Annotated in this window: 19 protein-coding genes; 13 read left to right on the top strand and 6 right to left on the bottom strand. The window is 68.6% G+C overall.

From position 1 onward, the window contains the following. The first annotated feature begins 110 nt into the window (after positions 1 to 110). Positions 111 to 1,628, top strand: a complete 1,518-nt coding sequence (locus JWS14_RS05965) for a leucyl aminopeptidase (protein ID WP_095865228.1) — start codon at positions 111 to 113, stop codon at positions 1,626 to 1,628. Between the two features lie 68 nt (positions 1,629 to 1,696). Here JWS14_RS05965 and JWS14_RS05970 read toward each other — a convergent pair whose 3' ends face one another. Continuing rightward, on the bottom strand, positions 1,697 to 2,035 hold the full coding sequence (locus tag JWS14_RS05970) for an oxidoreductase (RefSeq protein WP_072945480.1): 339 nt from the start codon (positions 2,033 to 2,035) through the stop codon (positions 1,697 to 1,699). Positions 2,036 to 2,362: 327 nt separating this feature from the next. Between JWS14_RS05970 and sucB the strand changes: the two genes are divergently transcribed. The 5 genes from sucB (at position 2,363) to JWS14_RS05995 (ending at position 7,805) form a co-directional block, all read left to right on the top strand. Then, positions 2,363 to 4,102, top strand: a complete 1,740-nt coding sequence (gene sucB / locus JWS14_RS05975) for a 2-oxoglutarate dehydrogenase, E2 component, dihydrolipoamide succinyltransferase (RefSeq protein WP_206012679.1) — start codon at positions 2,363 to 2,365, stop codon at positions 4,100 to 4,102. 92 nt (positions 4,103 to 4,194) lie between these two features. Then, entirely contained in the window at positions 4,195 to 5,085 is an 891-nt protein-coding gene (locus JWS14_RS05980; RefSeq protein ID WP_206012680.1) for a TIGR01777 family oxidoreductase, read from the top strand. A gap of 48 nt (positions 5,086 to 5,133) precedes the next feature. Further along, positions 5,134 to 5,910 carry a lipoyl(octanoyl) transferase LipB gene (lipB, locus tag JWS14_RS05985; RefSeq protein WP_206012681.1) on the top strand — a complete coding sequence of 259 codons (777 nt, stop codon included), beginning with the start codon at positions 5,134 to 5,136 and terminating at the stop codon, positions 5,908 to 5,910. 52 nt (positions 5,911 to 5,962) lie between these two features. Next, positions 5,963 to 6,973: a lipoyl synthase gene (gene lipA / locus JWS14_RS05990; RefSeq protein WP_179377860.1), complete on the top strand. Its 1,011-nt coding sequence runs from the start codon at positions 5,963 to 5,965 to the stop codon at positions 6,971 to 6,973. Positions 6,974 to 7,046: 73 nt separating this feature from the next. Next, positions 7,047 to 7,805, top strand: coding sequence for a DUF4191 domain-containing protein (locus JWS14_RS05995; RefSeq protein WP_072945564.1), 759 nt, complete (start codon positions 7,047 to 7,049; stop codon positions 7,803 to 7,805). Between the two features lie 83 nt (positions 7,806 to 7,888). Here JWS14_RS05995 and JWS14_RS06000 read toward each other — a convergent pair whose 3' ends face one another. Then, entirely contained in the window at positions 7,889 to 8,365 is a 477-nt protein-coding gene (locus JWS14_RS06000) for an RDD family protein (RefSeq protein ID WP_072945490.1), read from the bottom strand. A gap of 212 nt (positions 8,366 to 8,577) precedes the next feature. Here JWS14_RS06000 and glnA (JWS14_RS06005) point away from each other — a divergent pair, with 212 nt between their 5' ends. The 7 genes from glnA (JWS14_RS06005) to JWS14_RS06035 all read left to right on the top strand — a co-directional run bounded on the left by glnA (JWS14_RS06005) (position 8,578) and on the right by JWS14_RS06035 (position 16,246). Next, a complete protein-coding gene (gene glnA / locus JWS14_RS06005; RefSeq protein ID WP_005247755.1) occupies positions 8,578 to 10,014 on the top strand; it encodes a type I glutamate--ammonia ligase in 1,437 nt (478 codons plus the stop codon). A gap of 269 nt (positions 10,015 to 10,283) precedes the next feature. Beyond that, positions 10,284 to 11,537 carry a multidrug effflux MFS transporter gene (locus JWS14_RS06010; protein WP_206012682.1) on the top strand — a complete coding sequence of 418 codons (1,254 nt, stop codon included), beginning with the start codon at positions 10,284 to 10,286 and terminating at the stop codon, positions 11,535 to 11,537. Positions 11,538 to 11,543: 6 nt separating this feature from the next. Next, positions 11,544 to 12,524, top strand: coding sequence for a putative antibiotic biosynthesis monooxygenase (locus tag JWS14_RS06015; protein WP_072945495.1), 981 nt, complete (start codon positions 11,544 to 11,546; stop codon positions 12,522 to 12,524). A gap of 99 nt (positions 12,525 to 12,623) precedes the next feature. Next, positions 12,624 to 13,274 carry an ABC transporter permease gene (locus JWS14_RS06020; protein WP_072945497.1) on the top strand — a complete coding sequence of 217 codons (651 nt, stop codon included), beginning with the start codon at positions 12,624 to 12,626 and terminating at the stop codon, positions 13,272 to 13,274. Continuing rightward, on the top strand, positions 13,267 to 14,493 hold the full coding sequence (locus JWS14_RS06025; RefSeq protein WP_072945499.1) for an ABC transporter ATP-binding protein: 1,227 nt from the start codon (positions 13,267 to 13,269) through the stop codon (positions 14,491 to 14,493). Before JWS14_RS06020 ends, JWS14_RS06025 begins: the two co-directional genes overlap by 8 nt. Continuing rightward, positions 14,490 to 15,263 (top strand): ABC transporter permease, encoded by a 774-nt coding sequence (locus JWS14_RS06030; protein WP_072945501.1) that lies wholly within the window; start codon positions 14,490 to 14,492, stop codon positions 15,261 to 15,263. Before JWS14_RS06025 ends, JWS14_RS06030 begins: the two co-directional genes overlap by 4 nt. Continuing rightward, positions 15,263 to 16,246: a glycine betaine ABC transporter substrate-binding protein gene (locus JWS14_RS06035; RefSeq protein ID WP_072945503.1), complete on the top strand. Its 984-nt coding sequence runs from the start codon at positions 15,263 to 15,265 to the stop codon at positions 16,244 to 16,246. Before JWS14_RS06030 ends, JWS14_RS06035 begins: the two co-directional genes overlap by 1 nt. Positions 16,247 to 16,249: 3 nt before the next feature. Here the strand turns inward: JWS14_RS06035 and JWS14_RS06040 are convergent, their stop codons facing one another. The 4 genes from JWS14_RS06040 to JWS14_RS06055 all read right to left on the bottom strand — a co-directional run bounded on the left by JWS14_RS06040 (position 16,250) and on the right by JWS14_RS06055 (position 23,257). After that, positions 16,250 to 17,212, bottom strand: a complete 963-nt coding sequence (locus tag JWS14_RS06040; protein WP_206012683.1) for an endonuclease/exonuclease/phosphatase family protein — start codon at positions 17,210 to 17,212, stop codon at positions 16,250 to 16,252. Then, entirely contained in the window at positions 17,209 to 20,223 is a 3,015-nt protein-coding gene (locus JWS14_RS06045) for a bifunctional [glutamine synthetase] adenylyltransferase/[glutamine synthetase]-adenylyl-L-tyrosine phosphorylase (protein WP_072945566.1), read from the bottom strand. The genes JWS14_RS06040 and JWS14_RS06045 overlap by 4 nt, the downstream gene beginning before the upstream one ends. Before the next feature lie 8 nt (positions 20,224 to 20,231). Beyond that, positions 20,232 to 21,572, bottom strand: a complete 1,341-nt coding sequence (gene glnA, locus JWS14_RS06050; RefSeq protein WP_005247775.1) for a type I glutamate--ammonia ligase — start codon at positions 21,570 to 21,572, stop codon at positions 20,232 to 20,234. A gap of 116 nt (positions 21,573 to 21,688) precedes the next feature. Next, positions 21,689 to 23,257: an alpha/beta hydrolase gene (locus JWS14_RS06055; RefSeq protein WP_072945507.1), complete on the bottom strand. Its 1,569-nt coding sequence runs from the start codon at positions 23,255 to 23,257 to the stop codon at positions 21,689 to 21,691. Positions 23,258 to 23,420 lie beyond the last annotated feature (163 nt).

Consider the following 23,420-nt stretch of genomic DNA (forward strand, 5'->3'; position numbering starts at 1 on the left):
GACCTCCGGGTAGACGCGCACCGGGTAGCCGACGACGGCGGAGCACTACCATCGGGACGGACGTCGGCCACCCGGCACCACTCATCCCCCACCGCTGCAGGAGAGACACCGTGAGCACTCGCACAGCCCGACCCCTCGGACCACAACTCGCACTGGCCGGCACCGTCGGCAAGCGCGTGGACGTGTTGGTGATCGGACTGACGTCGAGCCCGGACGGCCCCGAAATCGCGCTCGGAGACGGCATCGTCGACGAATCGGTGCTGACCGACCTGCTCGACACGCTCGTCGCGGTGGGCGCCTCCGGCAAGGCCGAGGAGACCACCCGCATCCCGGCACCCGGCACGCTGCCGGTCGACAGCGTGCTCGCCGTCGGACTCGGTTCGGCCGAGAAACTCGACGCCGAGCAGATCCGCAAGTCCGCGGGCGCCGCGGCGCGTTCGCTCAGCGGTGTCGGCACTGTCGCGACCACCCTGTCCGTGCTCGATCTCGGTGCGGCAGCCGAAGGTTTCGCCCTCGGCGCGTACCGGTTCACCGAATTCAAGTCCGCGAAGTCCGCTCCCGGCCCGGACGCACAGCCCGTCTCCCGGGTGGAGCTGCTGGTGTCGTCCCCGCGGGCGAAGGAGGCGAAGGACACCCTCGCACGCTCGTCGGCGATCGCCGAAGCCGTCGCCACCGCACGCGAATTCGTCAACACACCCCCGAGCCACCTCTTCCCCGCCGAATTCGCCGACCGCGCAAAGACACTCGGCACCGACGCGGGACTGAAGGTCGAGGTCCTGGACGAGAAGGCGCTCGAAAAGAACGGGTACGGCGGCATCCTCGGAGTAGGCAAGGGCTCGTCCCGCCTGCCGCGACTGGTCCGCCTCAGCTACTCCGCCAAGAAGCGGAACGCCCCCAAGGTCGCGCTCGTCGGCAAGGGCATCACGTTCGACACCGGCGGCATCTCCATCAAGCCCGCCGCAGGCATGGAGAACATGACGTCCGACATGGGCGGCGCCGCAGCCGTTGTCGCGACCGTGGTCCTCGCCGCCAAACTCGGACTGCCCGTTGACGTCACCGCCACCGTCCCGATGGCCGAGAACATGCCGTCGTCCACCGCGCAGCGCCCCGGCGACGTCCTCACCCAGTACGGCGGAACCACGGTGGAGGTCATCAACACCGACGCGGAGGGACGCCTCGTCCTCGCCGACGCCATCGTCCGCGCCTGCGAGGACGAACCCGACTACCTGATCGACACGGCGACGCTTACCGGCGCGCAGATGGTGGCACTGGGCAACCGGACCCCCGGCGTCATGGGCACCGACGAGTTCCGCGACCGCGTCGCCGCCATCTCCCAGACGATCGGTGAGAACGCGTGGGCCATGCCGATGCCCGCCGAACTGCGCTCGGACCTCGACTCGAAGATCGCCGACCTCGCCAACGTCACGAATCACCGCTGGGGCGGCATGCTCGCGGCGGCCCTGTACCTGAAGGAGTTCGTCGCCGACGGCGTCCAGTGGGCGCACATCGACGTCGCCGGACCGGCCTACAACTCGTCGGGACCGTGGGGTTACACCGGCCGCGGCGGCACCGGCGTGCCGGTGCGCACCATGATCTCGGTGATCGAGGACATCGCCGCCAACGGTTAGGCCCTCCGGGCTCGTGCGCCTTTCCGGTTGTTCCAGCAACCACAAAGGCGCACGGGCGGCGGAGCCGCCTACAGGTCGCGTTCGCGCTCCCGCTTCCGCTCGATGCGGCGCCGCGCGTCGTGGTCGCGCATCCGCTGCGGGTAGCCGGTCTTGCGGACGTCGTACACCGGGATGCGGAGATCCTCCCCGAGTTTGCGGGCGCCGCGTTCGCCGCCCACCCGGCGCCGGGTCCACTCGCCGTCCGCCGCGACGAGCACGACGGTGACTTCGGTCACTGTCGTCCGGGGTTCCACGTACGCCTCTACACCGAGGTGCGTGCGAGTCCAGTTCGCGAGATGGGCGGCATCCTCCGGGGACGCCTGAGATCGGCCGGACCGAGGCCGCGAGAAACGGTCGAACAACCCCACGTCGAGCCTCCTCGAGTGCGTACGCGGGACGGCGCCCGCGATGTCCTCCAAGTTTGCCAGCGAACGTCCGGTTTCCGCCGCGCACGAAAACTACCGGCCAGTAGGGATTACGTGGCGACACACCGGAGTCGTCGGGGGGTCCCCCTCGGCGGACGCGCCCGTCGGATCAATGGAAAGATGTGGAGCGCCGACACAGCGAGTGGGTGACGACGAATCGGAATTACCTGCAAGTAGACGCAAGACACGTGCATCTCGAGCACAATGGTTCACGACCACAAGTCGACAAAATTCAACAACCCGAACACAACTGTCGAGGAGTCAAAAGACATGGCCTTCTCCGTCCAGATGCCAGCGCTTGGTGAGAGTGTCACCGAGGGAACTGTCACGCGGTGGCTCAAGCAGGAAGGAGACACGGTCGAAGTTGACGAACCCTTGCTCGAAGTCTCCACGGACAAGGTGGACACGGAAATCCCGTCTCCCGTGGCCGGCGTTCTCAGCAAGATCGTTGCTCAGGAAGACGACACCGTCGAAATCGGTGGCGAACTTGCCGTGATCGGCGACGCCGGTGAGGCTCCCGCCTCCGACTCCGCTCCCGCACCCGCCGCCGCAGAGCCCGCCGCAGAGCCGGCTCCCGCCGCGGAGGCCCCGGCCGCAGAGCCCGCGCCCGCAGCGTCCGGCGGCGGTTCCGCCGACGGCACCGCGGTGAACATGCCCGAACTGGGTGAGTCCGTCACCGAGGGCACCGTCACCCGCTGGCTCAAGGCCGTCGGCGACGAGGTCGCCGTGGACGAGCCGCTCGTCGAGGTGTCCACCGACAAGGTCGACACGGAGATCCCGTCCCCCGTCGCAGGCACGCTTCTCGAGATCAGCGCCGAGGAAGACGACACCGTCTCCGTCGGCGGTCAGCTCGCCGTGATCGGTTCGGGTGCGCCCGCCGCCAAGCCGGCCGCGGCACCGAAGCCCGAGCCCACCCCCGAGCCCGCGAAGCCCGCTCCGGCCCCGGAACCGGCGAAGCCCGCACCCGCCCAGAGCGCTCCGGCTCCGGCCGCCGCACCGGCAGCATCCGCGCCTGCTCCCGCCGCCGCTGCACCCGCTCCCGCGGCGACGTCCGGGGACAGCACCCCGTACGTCACCCCGCTGGTACGTAAGCTCGCCGCGGACAACGGCGTCGATCTGTCCTCGGTCACGGGCACCGGAGTCGGTGGCCGCATCCGTAAGCAGGACGTTCTCGCTGCCGCCGAAGCCAAGAAGGCACCGGCCGCCGCTGCCGCGCCTGCCGCCGCACGGCCTGCCGCCGCTGCTCCGGCAGCCGCCTCCGCCGGGGTCCGCCCCGAGCTGGCCCACCTGCGCGGAACCACGCAGAAGGCCAACCGGATTCGCCAGATCACCGCCACGAAGACCCGGGAGTCGCTGCAGAGCACGGCGCAGCTCACCCAGACCTTCGAGGTCGACGTCACCAAGATCGCGGCCCTGCGCGCGCAGGCCAAGAACACCTTCGTCGAGCGCGAGGGCGTCAAGCTCACGTTCCTCCCGTTCTTCGCGAAGGCCGTCGTCGAGGCGCTGAAGTCGCACCCGAACGTCAACGCCAGCTACGACGAGGCGAACAAGCAGATCACCTACTACGACGCCGAGCACCTGGGCATCGCGGTCGACACCGACCAGGGCCTGCTGTCCCCCGTGATCCACAACGCCGGCGACCTGTCGCTGGCCGGACTGGCCCGCGCCATCGCGGACATCGCCAAGCGCGCCCGCTCCGGTGGGCTCAAGCCGGACGAGCTGTCCGGTGGCACGTTCACGATCACGAACATCGGCAGCCAGGGCGCCCTGTTCGACACCCCGATCCTCGTGCCCCCGCAGGCCGCGATGCTCGGAACCGGTGCGATCGTCAAGCGTCCCGTGGTCGTGACCGACGAGTCCGGCAGCGAGAGCATCGGCGTCCGCTCGATGTGCTACCTGCCGCTGACCTACGATCACCGTCTCGTCGACGGTGCCGACGCCGGCCGCTTCCTGACCACGATCAAGCAGCGTCTGGAGCAGGGCGCGTTCGAGGCCGATCTCGGCCTCTGATCCGTCACCGGACTTCGAGCCGAACGTAGTTTCGCAGGGGCACCATTTCCAGCAGGGATGGTGCCCCTGCGCTGTGAAGGAGGCTGTTGCACATGCGCGTGGTCATCGCCGGATCCTCCGGGCTGATTGGCACCGCTCTCGTCTCGTCCCTCCGCGGCGACGGTCACGACGTCGTCCGTCTGGTCCGCCGGTCGTCGGCGGGTCCCGACGAGTCCCGCTGGGATCCGCAGAAGGACCGGCTCGACACCGGGATCCTCGTGGACGCCGACGCGGTCGTGAATCTGTGCGGCGTCGGGATCGGCGACAAACGCTGGACCGGCGCATACAAGCAACTGATCCGGGACAGCCGGATCGCCGCCACCGACGTCCTGGCCGAGGCTGTCGCCGAGGCCGGGGTTCCCGTGTTCGTGAATGCGAGCGCCGTCGGCTACTACGGCGACACCGGCGACCGCGTCGTCGACGAGACCTCGCCGTCCGGGACGGGTTTCCTCGCGGACACCTGCCGCGACTGGGAGGCCGCGACGGCCCCCGCCGACGACTCGAAGATCCGGACGGTGCGGCTGCGCAGTGGCATCGTCCTGTCCCCCCACGGCGGCCTGCTCGGCCGGCTGAAGACCCTGTACTCGTTCGGGCTCGGCGGCCGGCTCGGCAACGGCCGCCAGTACCTGTCGTGGATCTCGTTGGAGGACGAGGTCGATGCGATCAAGTTCGTGCTCTCCCGCGACGACGTGGCCGGTCCCGTGAACGTCACCGGCCCGGCACCCGTCACCAACGCGCAGTTCAACGGCGCGGTCTCGCGGACGATGCACCGCCCCGCCCCGTGGATCGTGCCCGGGTTCGCGCTCAGCGCGCTGGTGGGCGAGTTCGCGCAGGAAGGCATTCTGGCCGGGCAGCGCGCGATCCCGACGGTGCTCGAGAACGCGGGATTCCGGTTCCGGCACAACACCATCGGGGAAGCGCTCGACGCCGCCCTCGTGCGGTGAACCCGGCTCGTGGCGGTACGGCCACCGGCCCGGCGTAACCTCTAGCGCATGAGCAGCGCGACACAATCCGCCCGTTTCAGCCCCTCTCCGATCTCCGTCGAACACCTCGGCACGATCGGGTACGTCGACGCCTGGGACCGACAGCGCGAGCTGGCGGCGCAGCGCGCCGAGAGCGTGGGCACCGACACGCTGCTCCTGCTCGAACACCCCGCCGTCTACACCGCGGGACGCCGCACCGAACCGGAGGATCGTCCCACCGACGGCACTCCCGTCATCGACGTCGACCGCGGCGGGAAGATCACCTGGCACGGCCCGGGACAGCTGGTGGGCTACCCGATCGTCAAGCTCGCCGAACCGGTCGACGTCGTGCGCTACGTCCGCAGGCTCGAGCAGGCGCTGATCTCCGTGTGCACCGACCTCGGCATCGTCTGCGGCCGAGTGGACGGCCGCTCCGGCGTGTGGCTGCCCGCGTCCCTCGACAACGGGCAGTGGCTGCCCGAGCGGAAGGTCGCGGCGATCGGGGTGCGGGTGCAGCGCGGTGTCGCTCTGCACGGCTTCTCGCTCAACTGCAACTCCGTTCTGACGGGCTTCGACGCGATCATCCCGTGCGGCATCCGCGACGCCGGGGTGACGTCGCTGTCGCGGGAACTGGGCCGCGACGTCACGGTCGAGGAGGTCACACCCGCGGTGACGGCGGCCGTCGTCGCCGCACTCGACGGCGAACTTCCGGTGACCGACCACGACATCGAGCGGGTGACGTTCGACTCCGCCGCCGCGGAGACGACGTCCTCCGCACCCACCTTCACTACTGTTCAGTACGGTTGACCTCCGCTCCCCGGCCCGCCGGGTGCGACGGGCCGGGCGTACCATCGTCTCCGTGACTGTGGCCCCAGAAGGACGCAAACTGCTCCGCCTCGAGATCCGAAATGCGGAGACTCCGATCGAACGCAAACCCAACTGGATCAAGACGAGAGCGAAGATGGGCCCGGAATACTCCGAGCTCAAAAGCCTCGTCAAACGCGAGGGTCTGCACACCGTCTGCGAAGAAGCCGGCTGCCCCAACATCTACGAATGCTGGGAAGACCGCGAGGCGACGTTCCTCATCGGCGGTGAACAGTGCACCCGCCGCTGCGACTTCTGCCAGATCGACACCGGCAAACCCGACGACCTCGACCGCGACGAACCCCGCCGCGTCGCCGAATCCGTCCAGGCGATGGGACTGCGCTACTCCACCATCACCGGCGTCGCCCGCGACGACCTCCCCGACGGCGGCGCCTGGCTCTACGCCGAAACCGTCCGCCTGATCCACCAGCTCAACCCCGGCACCGGCGTCGAACTGCTCATCCCCGATTTCAACGCCAAACCCGACCAGCTCGCCGAGGTGTTCTCCACCCGCCCCGAGGTGCTCGCCCACAACGTCGAAACCGTCCCCCGCATCTTCAAGCGGATCCGGCCCGCGTTCCGCTACCAGCGCAGCCTCGACGTGATCACCGCCGCCCGCGAAGACAACCTGGTCACCAAGTCGAACCTCATCCTCGGCATGGGCGAGACCCCCGACGAGGTCACCCAGGCGCTGCACGACCTGCACGACGCGGGCTGCGACATCATCACCATCACCCAGTACCTGCGCCCCTCCCCCCGCCACCACCCCGTCGAGCGGTGGGTCAAGCCCGAAGAGTTCGTCGAGCACTCCAAGGCCGCCGAGGAGATCGGGTTCGCCGGCGTCATGGCCGGACCGCTCGTCCGCTCGTCGTACCGCGCCGGCCGCCTCTACGCGCAGGCGATGGCCCACCACGGGCGCGAATTGCCTGCTGGACAGGCGCATCTCACCGAAAGCGGTGACGCCTCGCAGGAGGCCAGTTCCCTCATGGCGCGCCTCGCCCGCTGACCACGGCGGGTGCGCGGTGATCGACACCGGACGGGTCATCACCGCGCACGGCCAGGGACGTATCCTGAAGAGCATGGCGAACGGCAGTAAAACCGGTAAAGCGGGCAAACCCAGTAAAGAAGCAAAGGCAGCCGCCAAGGCAGCCCGCAGGCAGGCGTCGAAGGAACGCAGAACCCAGCTCTGGCAGGCGTTCCAGATGCAGCGCAAGGAAGACAAGCTGCTGTTGCCGCTCATGCTCGGCACACTCGTCGGACTCGCGGTGGTGTTCTTCCTCGTCGGTCTGATCTGGGGCCTGCAGTGGTTCCTCCTCCCGATCGGCCTCCTCCTCGGCGTCCTCGGTGCGTTCATCATCTTCGGCCGGCGCGTGCAGAAGACGGTGTACGGCAAGGCCGAGGGCCAGGCCGGTGCGGCCGCGTGGGCGCTCGACAACATGCAGGGCTCCTGGCGCGTGACCAGCGCGGTCGCGGGCACCACCCAACTCGACGCCGTGCACCGCGTGATCGGACGCCCCGGCGTCATCCTGGTCGCCGAGGGCTCGCCGCAGCGCGTGAAGTCGCTCCTCGCCCAGGAGAAGAAGAAGACGGCGCGCCTCGTCGGCGACACCCCGATCTACGACATCGTCATCGGCAACGACGAGGGCCAGGTCCCGCTGTCGCAGCTGCAGAAGCACCTGAACAAGCTTCCCAAGAACATCGACACCAAGCGGATGGACGCCATCGAGTCGCGGCTCGCCGCGCTCAGCAGCCGCGGTGGCGGCGCGGCACTGCCCAAGGGTCCGATGCCCGGCGGCGCGAAGATGCGCGGCGTGCAGCGCACCATCCGTCGCCGCTAGAAGCCGGTCGCCTTCCACCTGGTCCGCGTCACACCTACTCCGCCCGATGTCGAATCCGACATCGGGCGGAAGACGTTCGGGGGTCAGCGCGTGCGGATCAGCGCGGTGCCGGTGGCGCGGTCCTGCATGCCGCGACCGTCGACGTCCGTGATGGTGCCGGGCACGACGAACACGAGCAGCGCCTGACGCACCAGGGCCCGCACGAAGCCGACGCGGGCGGGTCCGTCCACGCGCGCCACCTGCATGCCGAGGAACAACTGCCCCGGGGTGAAGGAGAACAGCGTCACCGTGGTGACACCGACGACGAACCAGACGAGCAGTGTGATCGTGGAGAACGGGCCGTCGAAGAAGTTGTCGCCGATGATCAGAGCCGCGACGCCGGCCGACGACACCCAGTCGATCATCAGCGCGGCGAGACGGCGTCCCGTGCTCGCGAGTGAACCGGGTCCCTCCGCCTGCAACCCGAGGCGCTCGCCCCGGAAGGACTGCGTCGTCTCGTCGGCGCCGTCCGGCAGTGCAGCCGAAGGTCCGGAGAGCCAAGAACCGGTGATACGTGCCATGCTGTCCAGGATAGGCGTCGTCTCTCCGAGGACCTCACACCGGAGCTTGGGGCTGTGTGCGCAGTCACAGCGGATGTAAAAGCCCAGGAAGATTCGACGTGTAACACGGGCGAAACAAAAGGTTGACCGGCGGGCAACACCAAGTCCATACCGTCTGGCTCGACGAATTTCGCCAATATCCACTTGGCTGAAGCGACTTAAGGAGCACAAGCGTGGCGTTCACCACGGCCGAAGAGGTCATCAAGTTCATCAAGGACGAGAACGTCGAGTACGTCGACATCCGGTTCAGCGACCTGCCGGGTGTGCAGCAGCACTTCTCGATCCCCGCGTCCGCGTTCAACCAGGACGTGTTCGAGGACGGCCTCGCGTTCGACGGTTCGTCCGTCCGCGGCTTCCAGTCGATCCACGAGTCCGACATGATGCTCCTCCCCGACGTCGCCACCGCCCAGATCGACCCCTTCCGCGCCGCCAAGACGCTGAACATCAACTTCTTCGTGCACGACCCGTTCACGCGCGAGTCCTACAGCCGCGACCCGCGTAACGTCGCGCGCAAGGCCGAGGAATACCTGAAGTCGACCGGCATCGCCGACACCGCCTTCTTCGGCGCCGAGGCCGAGTTCTACATCTTCGACTCGGTCCGCTACGACTCCGGCATCAACGGCGCGTTCTACGAACTCGACTCCATCTCGGGTTCCTGGAACACCGGCAACGACGTGAACGCCGACGGCAGCCCCAACCTGGGCTACAAGGTCCGCCCCAAGGGCGGTTACTTCCCCGTCGCTCCGTACGACCACTACGTCGACCTGCGCGACGAGATCTCCACCAACCTGCAGAACGCGGGCTTCGAGCTCGAGCGCGGCCACCACGAGGTGGGCACCGGCGGCCAGCAGGAGATCAACTACAAGTTCAACACGCTGCTCGCAGCCGCTGACGACCTGCAGCTGTTCAAGTACATCGTGAAGAACACTGCCTGGCAGCACGGCAAGTCGGCCACCTTCATGCCGAAGCCGCTGTTCGGCGACAACGGTTCGGGCATGCACGTCCACCAGTCGCTGTGGAAGGACGGCAAGCCGCTGTTCCACGACGAGGCCGGCTACGCGGGCCTGTCCGACATGGCGCGTCACTACATCGGCGGCATCCTGCACCACGCTCCGTCGCTGCTGGCCTTCACCAACCCGACGATCAACTCGTACCACCGCCTGGTGCCGGGCTACGAAGCCCCCATCAACCTGGTGTACAGCCAGCGCAACCGCTCGGCGGCCGTGCGTATCCCGATCACCGGCAACAACCCGAAGGCCAAGCGCCTCGAGTTCCGCGCCCCCGACTCCTCGGGTAACCCCTACCTGAACTTCGCGGCGCAGATGATGGCCGGCCTGGACGGCATCAAGAACAAGATCGAGCCGCAGGCTCCCGTCGACAAGGACCTCTACGAGCTCCCGCCGGAGGAGGCCCGCAACATCCCGCAGGCCCCCACCAGCCTGTCGGCTGTCATCGACCGCCTCGAGGCCGACCACGACTACCTCACCGAGGGCGGCGTGTTCACCTCCGACCTGATCGAGACGTGGATCTCGCTCAAGCGTGAGCAGGAGATCGCTCCGGTCAACCTGCGTCCGCACCCCTACGAGTTCCAGCTGTACTACGACGTGTAAGTCGTGATGCCCGCCGACATGCGGGCCGGCACTTCCTGACGAGCCCATCCGTGGCGCCTGCTGATTCCAGCCGGTGACATGGGTGGGCTCGTTGTGCGTCGCGGGCTCCCCCGCTGCGGGCGCACCCGGAACCGGCACGGCGCGGCAGTGCGCAGTCGTATGATCCAGGGAACCGACCGCACGGACCGTTGCGGCATGTTCACGTGAAGACTTTCGGGAAACTTGCTCCGTTCTCCATCCCCCATGGGTCGAGAAGCAGGTGGTGCGGGATGTCAGTGCCCACGACGCCGACCGGCGTCCCGGTGCCGCGCCGTGTCGTGGTCATCCTGCTGCTGGTGATTCCGCTCAGCCAGATCCCGCTGGACATCTACACCCCGGCGCTGCCGCGAATGGTGCTCGATCTGGACTCGTCCGCGGCCGTCGTGCAGAACACGGTGACGGCGTACATGCTGGGCATGAGTCTGGCGTTCATCCCGGTCGGACTGATCGCGGATGCTGTGGGCCGCAAACGAACTCTGCTGACCTGCCTGACGATCCTCGTCGTCACCAGTGTGGGATGCGCACTCGTGCAGAACATCACGGTCCTGCTCGGGCTGCGATTCGTGCAGGGTATCGGCGGGTGTGCGTGCCTCGTCCTCGCGTATGCGATCGCCGCCGACTGCTACCGCGGCGCCCGGCTCACATCCGTGTCCGGTCTCCTCGGGGCCGCGTGGGGGCTGGCCCCCGTCCTCGCGCCCGCCGTGGGCGGTGTGCTCGTGCAGTTCATGTCGTGGCGCCTGGTGTTCGGGCTGATCGCGCTTCTGGCTGCGCTCGCCGTTCCCCTCGTCTTCGCGGGACTGCCGGAGACGCTTCCGAAGGAATCGCGATCACCGGTCGATGCGACGGCGGCGGCGCGGGTGCTGCGGGCCGCGCTGCGCCACCGCCTCTTCGTGGGCTTCGTGCTCGTGTTCGGACTGATGGCGTCCGCCCAGATGGTGTTCGGCGTCGTCGCGCCCTTCCTGTACCAGGAGATCCTCGGCTTCTCCCCCGCCGCGTACGGCGCGGTGGCGCTCGTCGTGGGCGGCGCCAACCTTCTCGGCGAACTCGCCTGCAGCGCACTCGCCGTCCGGGTCGGCACCCGCCGCCTCGCTTTCGGCGCCTGGTGGGTGTTCGTGCTCGGCGCGCTGGTACTGGCCGTCACGGCCGGGATGTCCGTCGTCACCGCACCGGCCATCACGATCGGCGCCTGCCTCGCACTCGCCGGATGCGGCGTGCTCTGCCCACAGATGTACGGGCTGGCTCTCGGGCTGTTCACCCGCAATCTCGGGCTGATCGGCGGTGTCGTCACCGCCGCCTGCTATCTCGTCGTCAGCGCGGCGATGGCCGTCGCGGGCGTGCTGCCGGAGAACAGTCAGGCACCGCTCGGCTGGCTCTACCTCGCTCTCGGCGCCGGCGCCGGAATTCTGCTCCTGCTCACCACATCCGCCCGGCAGTCCGACAGTTCCCCCGCCGAGGCGCCCGCACCACGAACCGACCGGAGGTGATCTCACGTGCCGCACCCGAGCCAGCACGGCCCAGCCGCATCCCCGGTGTCGGTGATCTTTCAACGCCGGATCGACGACGCCCGCTACGCCGAATATTCGCAGTGGCAGAAACGCGCGGCGGACGCCCTCGCGACGGTTCCCGGTTTCATCGATCAGGACATCGTGCCGCCGTCGCCGCCCGTGCAGGACGACTGGGTGGACGTGCTGCGGTTCACCACCCTCGACGACGCCCGGGCGTGGCTCGACAGCGACCTGCGGACGGAACTGGTGGCGGAGATCAAGCACGCCTTCATCGGCAACGAGGACGTCCACCTGCTCACCGGTGAGCAGACCCGGGAGCAGTCCGCGACGTCGGTGGTCATCTCCTGTCACGTCGACCCCGCGGACGAGTCGGCGTTCATGGACTGGCAGCGGAAGATCTCCGCCGCCGAGGCAGGGTTCCGCGGCTTCCGGGGGCACAAGGTCGAGAGGCCGGTGCAGGGAATCACCGAGGACTGGACGATCGTGCTCAGCTTCGACACCGAGGACAACCTGGGGTCGTGGATGGATTCACCGGAGCGGGCCGCCCTCCTCGAGGAGGGTGAGAAGTTCAACAGGAATCTCCGGATCCGCAAAGCGAGCTACGGTTTCGACTTCTGGTTCCGCGGCACGGGCGGCGACGAACCGCCCCCGGTGCCCGTCGCCCGCAGCAACCTGCTGGCGCTGCTGGTGCTGTACCCGCTGGTCGTGATCTGGGGTCATTTCTTCAGCGCGCCGTTCATCGAGGCGCACGGTGTGCCGATCGCGGTCGCCCTGTTCATCGGGAACCTGGTCACCACCCAGATCCTCGGGTGGTGGGCGGTTCCCGCGGCGTTCAAGGCGTTCGGGTGGTGGATGGACCCGGCGATCCCTGCCCGGCGGCGGAACCTGGGCTACACCGTCATGGTCGTGCTGTTCGCGATCTCGATCGGCGTGTGCACCCTGCTGTTCATGATCCCCACGACCTGACGGGAGTTTCCCGATTCACCTGCGCGATGTCCGGGTACATAGCACTGTGAAGGACCGAGGTCTGTTTTCACATCTGGAGAAAGGTGTGCGCGGTTGGACATGCAGCAACTGTGGGACTTCGTCTCCGCCAGGAAACAGCAACTCCTCACAGACTCGCTCCTGCACGTCAGTGCCGTCGTGCAGTCGGTGGTCATCGCCACGATCGTCGCGGTGGCGATCGGGATCCTGGTGTACCGGAGCCCCGCCGGCTCCGCGATCGCGACCGCCCTGGCCGGCACGATCCTCACCATCCCGTCGTTCGCCCTGCTCGGCCTGCTCATCCCGATCCTCGGGCTCGGTGTGGCCCCCACCGTGACCGCCCTGGTGTTGTACGCGCTGCTGCCGATCATCCGGAACACCATCCTCGGACTCGCGTCCGTCGACCCCGCCGTCACCGACGCCGCCCGCGGTGTGGGGATGAGCCGCACGACCGTGCTGAGCAGGATCGAACTCCCCCTCGCGTGGCCGTCGATCCTGACGGGCATGCGGGTGAGCACGCAGATGCTGATGGGCATCCTCGCGATCGCCGCCTACGCCAAGGGCCCCGGGCTCGGCAACCTGATCTTCTCGGGACTGTCCCGCGTCGGCAGCCCGACAGCGATACCGCAGGCCCTCACGGGGACCGTGCTCATCGTGATCCTCGCCCTCGTACTCGACGGCGTCCTCGCCGTCGTCGGCCGACTCACCACCTCCAGGGGGATCCGTGACTGATCTCGATACACCTCACACCAACGGCAGCACGGTCTCGGGCGTGGACATCGTCCTCGAAGACGTCGTCAAGAGCTATCCCGGCCAGGAGAAGGCGGCGGTCGACAACGTGTCGATGCGCATCCCGGCCGGGGAGATCGTGGTCCTCGTCGGCCCGTCCGGCTGCGGGAAGACCACCACGATGCGGATGATCAACCGGCTCATCGAACCGACGTCGGGGAAGATCACGATCGGCGGCAAGGACGCCCTGTCCATCGACCCCGACAAGCTGCGGCGCGGCATCGGCTACTCGATTCAGCAGGCCGGGCTGTTCCCGCACCTGACCATCGCCAAGAACGTCGGCACCGTCCCCGGGCTGATCGGCTGGGACAAGAAGAAGATCGCCGACCGCACCGACGAGATGCTCGACCTCGTCGGACTGGAACCCGGCCTCTACCGGGAACGCTACCCCCGCCAGTTGTCGGGCGGTCAGCAGCAGCGGGTGGGGGTGGCGCGGGCACTGGCCGCCGATCCCCCGGTGCTGCTGATGGACGAGCCGTTCGGCGCGGTCGACCCGATCACCCGCGCACTACTGCAGGACGAGTTGATGAGACTGCAGTCCGATCTCGGCAAGACGATCGTGTTCGTGACGCACGATTTCAACGAGGCGGTCAAGCTGGGCGATCGCATCGCGGTGCTGGGCAACCAGTCGCACATCATGCAGTACGACACGCCGGAGGCCATCCTCGCGCATCCCGCCAACGACATGGTCGCCGGGTTCATCGGCGCCGACGCATCGCTGAAGCAGCTGACGCTCACCCGGGTGGCGGAGGTCGAACTCCTCGATTGCCCGACCGCGTACGAGGACGGCTCGGTGGACGATCTGCGGGCGGCGATCTCCCCCCGCAAGATCAAGTGGGGCATCGTCCTGGACGCGCGGGACCGGCCGATCCGCTGGGTGTCGCTGCACCATCTGGCCACCGCCACCTCGCTGCACGACCTCGGCGACCCGATCGACGAGGTGATGTCCACCCAGTCGACACTGCAGGACGCCCTCGAGGCACTGCTGGCGGAGAGCAGCGCGTCGACGATCGTCACCGGCCTGCACGGCGAGTACCGCGGCCTGATCACGATCGACACGCTGGTGGCACACCTGTCCGCGATGCGTGAAGAACACGCGCACGACGACGAGGACGCCGAGCCGCAGCAGGACGGGGCGAGTGAGCGCGGGACACCGTCATGACGGCCGCCGTCACCACGAAGCCCACCGCTCCGGCCGCCCGGCGATCGGAGCGGGCCCGCCTGCTGGTCCAGCCGATCCTCGTCCTGTTCCTGGTGGTGGGTGTCCTCGGCTGGGCGTTCAGCCGAGACCTGACCGCCACGCAGAAGGGCAGTCTCAACGCCGCGAACATCGCGACCCTGACGTGGCAGCACGTGCTGATCACCGTGGTCGTGGTGGTGATCGTCGTCATCGTCGCCGTCCCGCTCGGGATCCTGCTCACCCGGCCCGGGTTCACCAAGCTGGCACCGGTCTTCATCGGCATCGCCAACATCGGGCAGGCCGCGCCTGCCATCGGACTGCTCGTGCTGCTGTTCCTCGCGACGGGGACCACCGGATTCTGGATCGGGGTGCTCCCCATCGCGTTCTACTCCCTCCTGCCCGTGCTGCGGAACACGATCCTCGGTCTGCAGGAGGTCAATCCCGCGGTCATCGACGCCGGGCGGGGACAGGGCATGACGGCCGGTCTCGTGCTGCGCAAGGTCGAGTTCCCGCTCGCCGTCCCGTACATCCTCGCCGGACTGCGCACGTCGCTGGTCCTCGCGGTGGGCACCGCGACGCTCAGTTTCCTCGTCAGCGCCGGCGGTCTCGGCATCCTCATCGACACCGGATACAAGCTGCGCGACAACGTGACTCTGGTCGTGGGAGCCGTGCTCGCGGTCGCGCTGGCGCTGCTCGTCGACTGGTGCGGCGCCCTGGCCGAGGAGTTCCTCGGCCCGAAGGGGCTGCGCTGATGAACCTCCTGCGGAAGGCGATCGCCGCGACGGCCGTGACGTTCTGCGGGGTCCTCGCAGTGTCCTGCGGTCTCGAATCCGGAGGCGCCCTGCCGCTGTCGGTGGAGCCGGGCAGCATCCAGCCCGTGCCCGAACTCGAGGGCGTCCCGATCACCGTCGGGTCCAAGGACTTCACCGAGCAGGTCACCCTCGGGTACATCATCGAATTCGCGCTCAGCGCCGCAGGCGCCGACGTGCGCGACCTCACCAACATCCAGGGGTCCAACAGCACGCGGGACGCCCAGCTGGACGGTCAGATCGACGTCACCTACGAGTACACCGGCACCGGGTGGATCAACTACCTCGGCAACGAGATTCCGATTCCCGACCCGACCGCGCAGTTCGAGGCCGTCCGCGACGAGGACCTCGAACGCAACGGCATGGTGTGGGTGGATCCCGCCCCGATGAACAACACGTACGCGCTCGCGATGAGCAGGCAGACCGCCGAGGAGACCGGGATCACCACGCTGTCGGAGTACGCGGACCTGGTCAACCGCGACCCCGCCGCGGCGACGACGTGCGTGGAGACCGAGTTCAACGTCCGCCAGGACGGATTCCCGGGCATGGCCGCCAAGTACGGCTTCGATCCGGCTCGCGCGAACCGCCAGATCCTGCAGACCGGCATCATCTATCAGGCCACCGCGGACGGAACCCAGTGCAAGTTCGGTGAGGTGTTCACGACGGACGGCCGCATCATCGCGCTCGATCTGGTGCTGCTGGAAGACGATCGCCAGTTCTTCCCGAAGTACAACCCGGCGATCACGATGCGCAAGGATTTCGCCGAGGAGCACCCGCAGGTGGCGGAGGTGATGGCCCCGATCTCTGCGGCCCTGACCAACGAGGAGATCACCGAACTGAACCGGCGGGTCGACGTGGAGGGCGAGGAACCGGCCGACGTGGCCCGGGACTGGCTGGTGCAGAAGGGATTCGTCACGCTCCCGTGACGGTCAGCCGCCGAGGGTGATCCTGGCGACGAGGCCCCGGTGATCCGAGCCCGTCAGCACCACCGATTCCACGGACTGCGCCTGCGCCCCGCTCGTGACGATGTGATCGATCGCGATCATCGGCGGAAACGGCTGCCGGTCGGCGGGATACGTGTTCTGAATTCCGGCACCGACCTGGTCGGCGGCATCACGGTAGCGTCCGGTCACCAGGTTGCGGTACTTCACGTGGTCGCGGGTGGAGTTGAAGTCGCCACTGACGATCACGGGTCCCGAGTCGGCGGGGACGGCGTCGAGAATGGCTTTGATGCGGTCCATTTCGCGTGACCACAGCGACGGATCCGACGGCCACGGCGGGACCGGGTGGAACGCGTACAGTGCCGTGCTCGCGCCGTCCGGGAGTTCCACCCTGGCCGACAGCGCGGACAGCACGAACTCCGAGTGGTGGACCTTGTCGGTCAGTGGGTACCGGCTCCAGATCCCGGTTCCCTCACCGCCGCCGCCGGGCATGAGGAACGAGTACGGCAGGGTCGATTCGAGGCCCGCGGCCCCCAGCCGGTCGACGGCCTCCGGCGTGAGTTCGTCGACGGTGAGCACGTCGACGTCGCGGTCCCGGATCTGCCGGACGAGGGAGTCGGCGTCCGCGTTGCCGAGCCAGATGTTGGCCTGCATCACGGTCAGCTCCGGCCCGGACGCCGGCGCCGAATTCGCCACGTACAGCGGGCCCTGCGACAGGGTGGCCACCGCGGCCACGGTCAGCGCGACCCCGAACCCGATCCAGTGCCGGGTGATTCCCAGCAGCAGAACCCCGACCGCGGCGGCCGCCATCAGGTAGGGCGCCGCGGACGCCAGCACGAGCAGACGCTGATTCTGGACGTCGAGGAATCGCAGCACCACACCGAACACGCCGACGAGCACCGCGAGCCACCCGAGGGCGATCAGTGCTCGCACCCCCCAGGTGGCGATCACTCCCCGAAGACTCTCTCCACCACGGCCTTGGCCCGCCGGGTCACCCGCAGGTAGTTGTCGAGGAACTCGCCGGCGTCGCCGCCGCCCCAGCCGGCGATCTGCGCGACCGCGGACAGGACGCGTCCCGACCCGGGCAGCTGATCGGTGGCCTTGCCGCGGACGAGGACGAGGCAGTTGCGTGCCTTCGTCGCCGTGATCCACGCGTCGCGCAGCAGTTCGACGTCAGACTCGCTGAGCAACTCGGCGGCACCGATCGCGTCGAGTGTCTCGAGGGTCGACGTGTTGTGCAGCGACTCGATCTCGTGGGCGTGCCGCAGCTGGATCAGCTGCACGGTCCACTCGATGTCGGCGAGCCCGCCGCGCCCGAGCTTGGTGTGGGTCGCGGGGTCGGCGCCGCGCGGCAGCCGCTCGGAGTCGACGCGCGCCTTGATGCGCCGGATCTCGCGGACCGCCTGCTCCGACACCCCGCCCTCGGGGTAGCGGGTCTTGTCGATCATGTGCAGGAAGCGCAGACCCAGGTCGGCGTCGCCGGCCACGTGATGGGCGCGCAGCAGCGCCTGGATCTCCCACGCCTGTGCCCACTGCGCGTAGTAGGCCTCGTAGGACGCCAGCGTGCGCACCATCGGGCCGCTGCGCCCCTCCGGCCGCAGGCCCGTGTCCACCTCGAGCGGCGGATCGGTGCTCGGCGCGCCGAGCAGGGTCCGCACCTTGTCGCCGATGCTGTTGGCCCACTTGACGGCGACGGTCTCGTCGATCCCCTCGCGCGGCTCGCACACGAACAGGACGTCCGCGTCCGAACCGTAGCCGAGTTCACCGCCGCCGAGCCGGCCCATACCGATCACGGTGAACGTCGCGGGAGCGGGCGTGCCGAGCTCCTTCTCGCTCGCCTTGATGACGGCGGCGAGGGCGGCGTTGAGCACGGCCGCCCACACGGACGACAACGCCTGGCACACGCCCGGCACGTCGAGCATGCCGAGGATGTCCGCGGAGGCGATGCGGGCCAGTTCGTAGCGGCGCAGGGAGCGCGCCGCCGCGATCGCGCGGGCCGGATCGTCGTGTCGTGCCGACGCCGTCAGGATGCCGCGGGCGACGTCCTCCGGCTTCGACTCCAGCAGCCGTGGGCCGGCCGGTGAATCGGCGAACAGCCGCACCACGTCCGGTGCTTTGATCAGCAGGTCGGGAACGTAGGCCGAGGATCCCAGCACCGTCATCAGCCGCTCGGCGACCGAGGCCTCGTCGCGCAGCAACCGGAGGAACCAGGTCTGATCGGTCATCGCGTCCGACAGCCGCCGGTACGCGAGCAGGCCCGCATCGGGATCCGGTGTGTCGGCGAGCGATTCGAGCAGAGTCGGCAGCAGCAGCGCCTGGATGCGGCCCTTGCGGGACGCACCGCTGGTGAGTGCGGTGAGGTGGCCGAGCGCGTTCTCCGGGGCCGTGTAACCCAGCGCCGCCAGCTGGCGGATGGCCGCGTCCGGGCTCAGCCGCAGCGCTTCCTTGTCGATGCGCGCCACCGATTCGAGCAGCGGCCGGTAGAACAGTTTGGCGTGCAGGCGCCGCACCCGGTGCGCGTTGCGTTTGATCTCCGCGTTGAGGACGCCGAGCGCGTCCTTGCTGCCGTCGGGTCGCATGTGCGCGGCCCGGGCCAGCCAGCGCAGCGCTTCCTCGTCCTCGGCGGGCGGCAGGGTGTGCGTGCGGCGCAGCTTCTGCAACTGCAGCCGGTGCTCGAGCAACCGCAGGAACTCGTAGGACGCCGCCAGGTTCGCGGCGTCGTCGCGGCCCACATAGCCGCGGGCGGCGAGTGCGGTGAGCGCGTCGATGGTGCTCTGGACGTGCAACGCCTCGTCGGCGCGCCCGTGTACGAGCTGCAGAAGCTGGACCGCGAACTCGACGTCGCGCAGGCTGCCGCGACCCAGTTTCAGTTCCCGCTCGCGCAGTTCCGGGGGAACCATCTCCTCCACCCGGCGGCGCATCGCCTGCACCTCGGGAACGAAGTCCTCGCGCTCCGACGCGGTCCACACCATCGGGTTGAGGGCGTCGAAATACTGCTGCCCGAGCGCGACGTCACCGATCATCGGGCGGGCCTTGAGCAGGGCCTGGAACTCCCAGGTCTTGGCCCAGCGCTTGTAGTACGCGACGTGGGATTCGAGGGTGCGGACGAGTTCCCCGCGCTTGCCCTCCGGCCGCAGCGCCGCGTCCACGTCGAAGAACGCCGAGGACCCGATGCGCATCATCTCGCCCGCGATGCGGCTGGCGATCGAGTCGGCGGGTTCGGCGACGAAGACCACGTCGACGTCGCTGACGTAATTGAGTTCGCGGGCACCGCACTTGCCCATGGCGATGACGGCCAGCCGCACGGGGCACGGGGCGTCCGGGCACACGGCTGCGACGGCCACCGCGAGGGCGGCGTCGAGCGCCGCATCGGCCAGATCGGACAGCTGATGCCCGACGGTCTGGTACGGCAGTACCGGTTCGTTCTCGACGGTCGCCGCGAGGTCGACGGCGGCGAGCAGCATCAGTTCGTCGCGGTACGTCTTGCGCAGTGCCGCGATGGCATCGGGTCCGGTGACCTTCGCCCGGTACAGGCGGGCGTCCGGGTGGGCGCCCTCCTCGGGTTCGGCGCCGACCGCGGCCATCATCGTGGCGGTCGCCTCGTCCTTCGACGGCAGGCGGACGTCGCCGGCGAGGATCTTCCAGGACGCGGGATCCGCGACCAAGTGGTCACCGAACGCGCTGGACGCACCGAACAACCCGAACAATCGGCCGCGCAGGCCCTTGTCGGTACGCAGTGCCGTATCGAGTTCGGCCCAGCTCTCACCGAGCCCGTCCCTCAGGCGCACCAGGGTGCGGAGGGCGAGGTCGGCGTTCGCGGCCCGCGACAGCGACCACAGCAGTTCGATGCTGTCCTCACCGACCCAGCCCAGCTCGCGGAGTTCGGACGGAGCGGTCGGCTCGACGAGACCCAGACGACCCGGACCGGGAACGGCAGAACGCGCTGCCGGAGGCTTCACCATGCTCTTGCTCACAACCCCAGATACGTCTTGAGTTCGAACGGCGTCACGTGGCTCCGGTACTCCTCCCACTCACGCCGCTTGTTGCGCAGGAAGAAGTCGAACACGTGCTCGCCGAGGGCTTCGGCCACCAGCTCCGACTTCTCCATCTCGCGCAGTGCGCCGTCGAGGTTGCCGGGCAGCTCCCGGTAGCCCATGGCGCGGCGCTCGGCCGACGTCAGCGCCCACACGTCGTCCTCGGCCTCGGGGGGCAGTTCGTAGCCCTTCTCGATTCCGCGCAGACCCGCGGCGAGGAGTACCGCGAACGTCAGGTACGGGTTGCAGGCCGAATCTGGGCTGCGGATCTCGACACGACGCGACGACGCCTTGTTCGGCGTGTACATCGGGACGCGGACCAGCGCCGACCGGTTGGACGGACCCCAGGACGCCGCGGTCGGGGCCTCGCCGCCGTGGATCAGGCGCTTGTAGGAGTTCACCCACTGGTTGGTGACGGCGCTGATCTCGTTGGCGTGCTCGAGGATGCCGGCGATGAACGCCTTACCGGTCTCCGACAGCTGCATCGGGTCGTCCGGGTTGTGGAAGGCGTTGGTGTCGCCCTCGAACAGGCTCATGTGGGTGTGCATCGCCGAGCCGGCCTGATCGCTGAACGGCTTGGGCATGAAGGTGGCGCGCACGCCCTCGGCGATCGCGACCTCCTTGACGACGTACCGGAACGTCATCACGTTGTCGGCCATCGACAGGGCGTCCGCGTACCGCAGGTCGATCTCCTGCTGGCCGGGAGCCGCCTCGTGGTGGCTGAACTCGACGGAGATGCCCATCGACTCGAGCGCGTCGATGGCGTGGCGGCGGAAGTTGGGCGCGGAGTCGTGCACGGCCTGGTCGAAGTAGCCGCCGGAGTCGGCGGGCTTCGGCGGGGTGCCGTCGATCGGCCCGTTCTCGAGGAGGAAGAACTCGATCTCGGGGTGCACGTAGCAGCTGAAGCCCAGATCGCTGGCCTTGTTCAGCTGGCGGCGCAGCACGTGCCGCGAATCCGCCCAGGACGGCGAACCGTCCGGCATGGCGATGTCGCAGAACATGCGGGCGGAATGCTGATGCCCCTTGCTCGAACTCCACGGCAGCACCTGGAAGGTGGAGGCGTCCGGCTTCGCGACCGTGTCCGCCTCGGACACCCGGGAGAAGCCCTCGATCGCGGATCCGTCGAAGCCGATGCCTTCCTCGAAGGCACCTTCCAGTTCCGCGGGGGCGATCGCCACCGATTTCAGGTATCCGAGAACGTCCGTGAACCACAATCGGACGAACCGAATGTCGCGCTCTTCGAGGGTGCGAAGCACGAATTCCTTTTGGCGATCCATGTCCGCGAGAGTAAGCAAAGTTCGTTAAATCTGTGTTACTTCGTTGATTCGGCTGTTCCGGATTCCGCATCGGGCCAGCGTGCGGGCACCTCGGGCGATCCCGTCACAGGCACCGGTCAGCACATCAGTTCGGCGGGCGGCGCTGCGAGGTCGACGAGATAGTCCGTGACGGCGTCGTCGACGCACGCCTCGCCGTCGAGGACGACGGTGTGCTGGGTGCCCCGGTACGAGACGAGCGAGCCGTTCATCTGCTTCGCCAGATCCACACCCGCCTGGTACGGCGTCGCCGGATCCTCGGTCGTCGACACGACGACGACCGGCGGGATCCCCGGCGCGGACACGGTGTGCGGCGCGCCCGTGTTCGGCGCAGGCCAGAACGCGCACACGTCCAGTGGAGCGTTGCCGGTGCCGCGACCGTCGTCGAGGAACGGCGCCGCCTGGCGGTACCGCACGTCCGCCTCCCCGACAACCGCGCGGTCGGTGACGGGCGGATCGTCCATGCAGCGGATGGAATTGAATGCGTCGTTGAGGTTGGAATACGTGCCGTCGTCGGCGCGCCCCTCGTACAGGTCCGCCAGCATCAGCAGCGAATCACCCGTCCCCGACTGCAGGCTCTCCAGCCCGCCGCGGAGCGGGCCCCAGAGGTTCGGCGAATACAGCGCCTGCTGGACGCCGGTGATCGCGTCGGTGTAGCTGAGTCCGCGCGGGTCGGTGGTCGCGGCGGGCTTGCCGATCAGCGGGTCGACGAGCGCCCGGAACCTCGCATTCGCCTGCGCCGGGTCGGTGCCGAGCGGACAGTCCTTCTGCTGCATGCACTCCGCGGCGAACGCGTCGAACGCGGACTGGAATCCGGCGGCCTGCAGGATCACCTCCTGCGTCGGGTCCTGCTCCGGGTCGAGGGCGCCGTCGAGGACCATCGCGCGCACGTTGCCGGGGAACGTCTCCGCGTACGTGGAGCCGAGCCGGGTTCCGTACGAATAGCCGAGGTAGTTCAGCTTCTCGTCGCCGAGCACCGCCCGGATGACGTCCATGTCGCGCACCACGTCGTTCGTGCCGACATGGGCGAGGACGTCGACACCGGTCCGCTGCGCGCACTTGTCCGCGTAGTCGCGGTTCTCGGCCTCGGTTCGTGCGATTCCGGCGGGGCTCATGTCGACGTCGTCGTCCTTGCGCCTCGCGTCCACTTCCGCCGGGGTCATGCAGGTCACCTGCGGTGTGGACGCGCCGACGCCGCGCGGATCGAAACCGATGACGTCGAACCGCTCGGCGATGGCGGTGCCGTCGGCCACGGATGCCAGCCCGATACCCGACGCCCCGGGGCCGCCCGGGTTCACGAGCAGCGATCCGATCTTGTCGCCGGTCGCCTTCGAGCGGGAGACGGCGATCTGCGCGGTGGCCCCGCCTGGATTCGCGTAGTCGTTGGGCACCGTCACCTCGGCGCACTCGAGCGTGTCCCCGAGCGGGGACCCGTCCGTGCTGAACCCGTCGCACGAGCCCCACTGCACCTGCTGCGTGTAGAACTCCTCGAGCCCGGCGGGGATCGGTCCGGCCGGAGCGGCCTCGGCCGCCGACGGTTCGGCGACGGCCTCACCGGTGCCCTGTCCGCCCCCCGCGCAGCCTGCGACGACAAGGACGACGGCGATGCACCCCGCGAACGCGGCCGGTACCCGAGCACTCTTCGACATAGGACGATCGTGCCAGGGGTTCCGCGGCGAAGGGCCTTCCCGCAGGTCAGAGACCGGACCGCAGGTGTGACCCATTGCACCCGCGCGACCCCTTCGCTCCCCCGCCGGCCGGTGGCAGACTGTAGGCGTCATCACCCGCACCCGGGGACCCGTCAAGGGCCTC

The organism is Rhodococcus koreensis, assembly GCF_017068375.1.
Classification (GTDB): Bacteria; Actinomycetota; Actinomycetes; order Mycobacteriales; family Mycobacteriaceae; genus Rhodococcus_F; species Rhodococcus_F koreensis.

Bases quoted from the DNA above. Each gene is read 5' to 3' on its own strand.
- JWS14_RS06055 (WP_072945507.1), bottom strand. From the start codon at position 23,257: ATGTCGAAGAGTGCTCGGGTACCGGCCGCGTTCGCGGGGTGCATCGCC.
- sucB (WP_206012679.1), top strand. From the start codon at position 2,363: ATGGCCTTCTCCGTCCAGATGCCAGCGCTTGGTGAGAGTGTCACCGAG.
- JWS14_RS06020 (WP_072945497.1), top strand. From the start codon at position 12,624: ATGCAGCAACTGTGGGACTTCGTCTCCGCCAGGAAACAGCAACTCCTC.
- JWS14_RS06000 (WP_072945490.1), bottom strand. From the start codon at position 8,365: ATGGCACGTATCACCGGTTCTTGGCTCTCCGGACCTTCGGCTGCACTG.
- glnA (WP_005247775.1), bottom strand. From the start codon at position 21,572: ATGGATCGCCAAAAGGAATTCGTGCTTCGCACCCTCGAAGAGCGCGAC.
- lipB (WP_206012681.1), top strand. From the start codon at position 5,134: ATGAGCAGCGCGACACAATCCGCCCGTTTCAGCCCCTCTCCGATCTCC.
- JWS14_RS06045 (WP_072945566.1), bottom strand. From the start codon at position 20,223: ATGGTGAAGCCTCCGGCAGCGCGTTCTGCCGTTCCCGGTCCGGGTCGT.
- JWS14_RS06010 (WP_206012682.1), top strand. From the start codon at position 10,284: ATGTCAGTGCCCACGACGCCGACCGGCGTCCCGGTGCCGCGCCGTGTC.
- JWS14_RS05995 (WP_072945564.1), top strand. From the start codon at position 7,047: ATGGCGAACGGCAGTAAAACCGGTAAAGCGGGCAAACCCAGTAAAGAA.
- JWS14_RS05980 (WP_206012680.1), top strand. From the start codon at position 4,195: ATGCGCGTGGTCATCGCCGGATCCTCCGGGCTGATTGGCACCGCTCTC.
- JWS14_RS06035 (WP_072945503.1), top strand. From the start codon at position 15,263: ATGAACCTCCTGCGGAAGGCGATCGCCGCGACGGCCGTGACGTTCTGC.
- JWS14_RS06030 (WP_072945501.1), top strand. From the start codon at position 14,490: ATGACGGCCGCCGTCACCACGAAGCCCACCGCTCCGGCCGCCCGGCGA.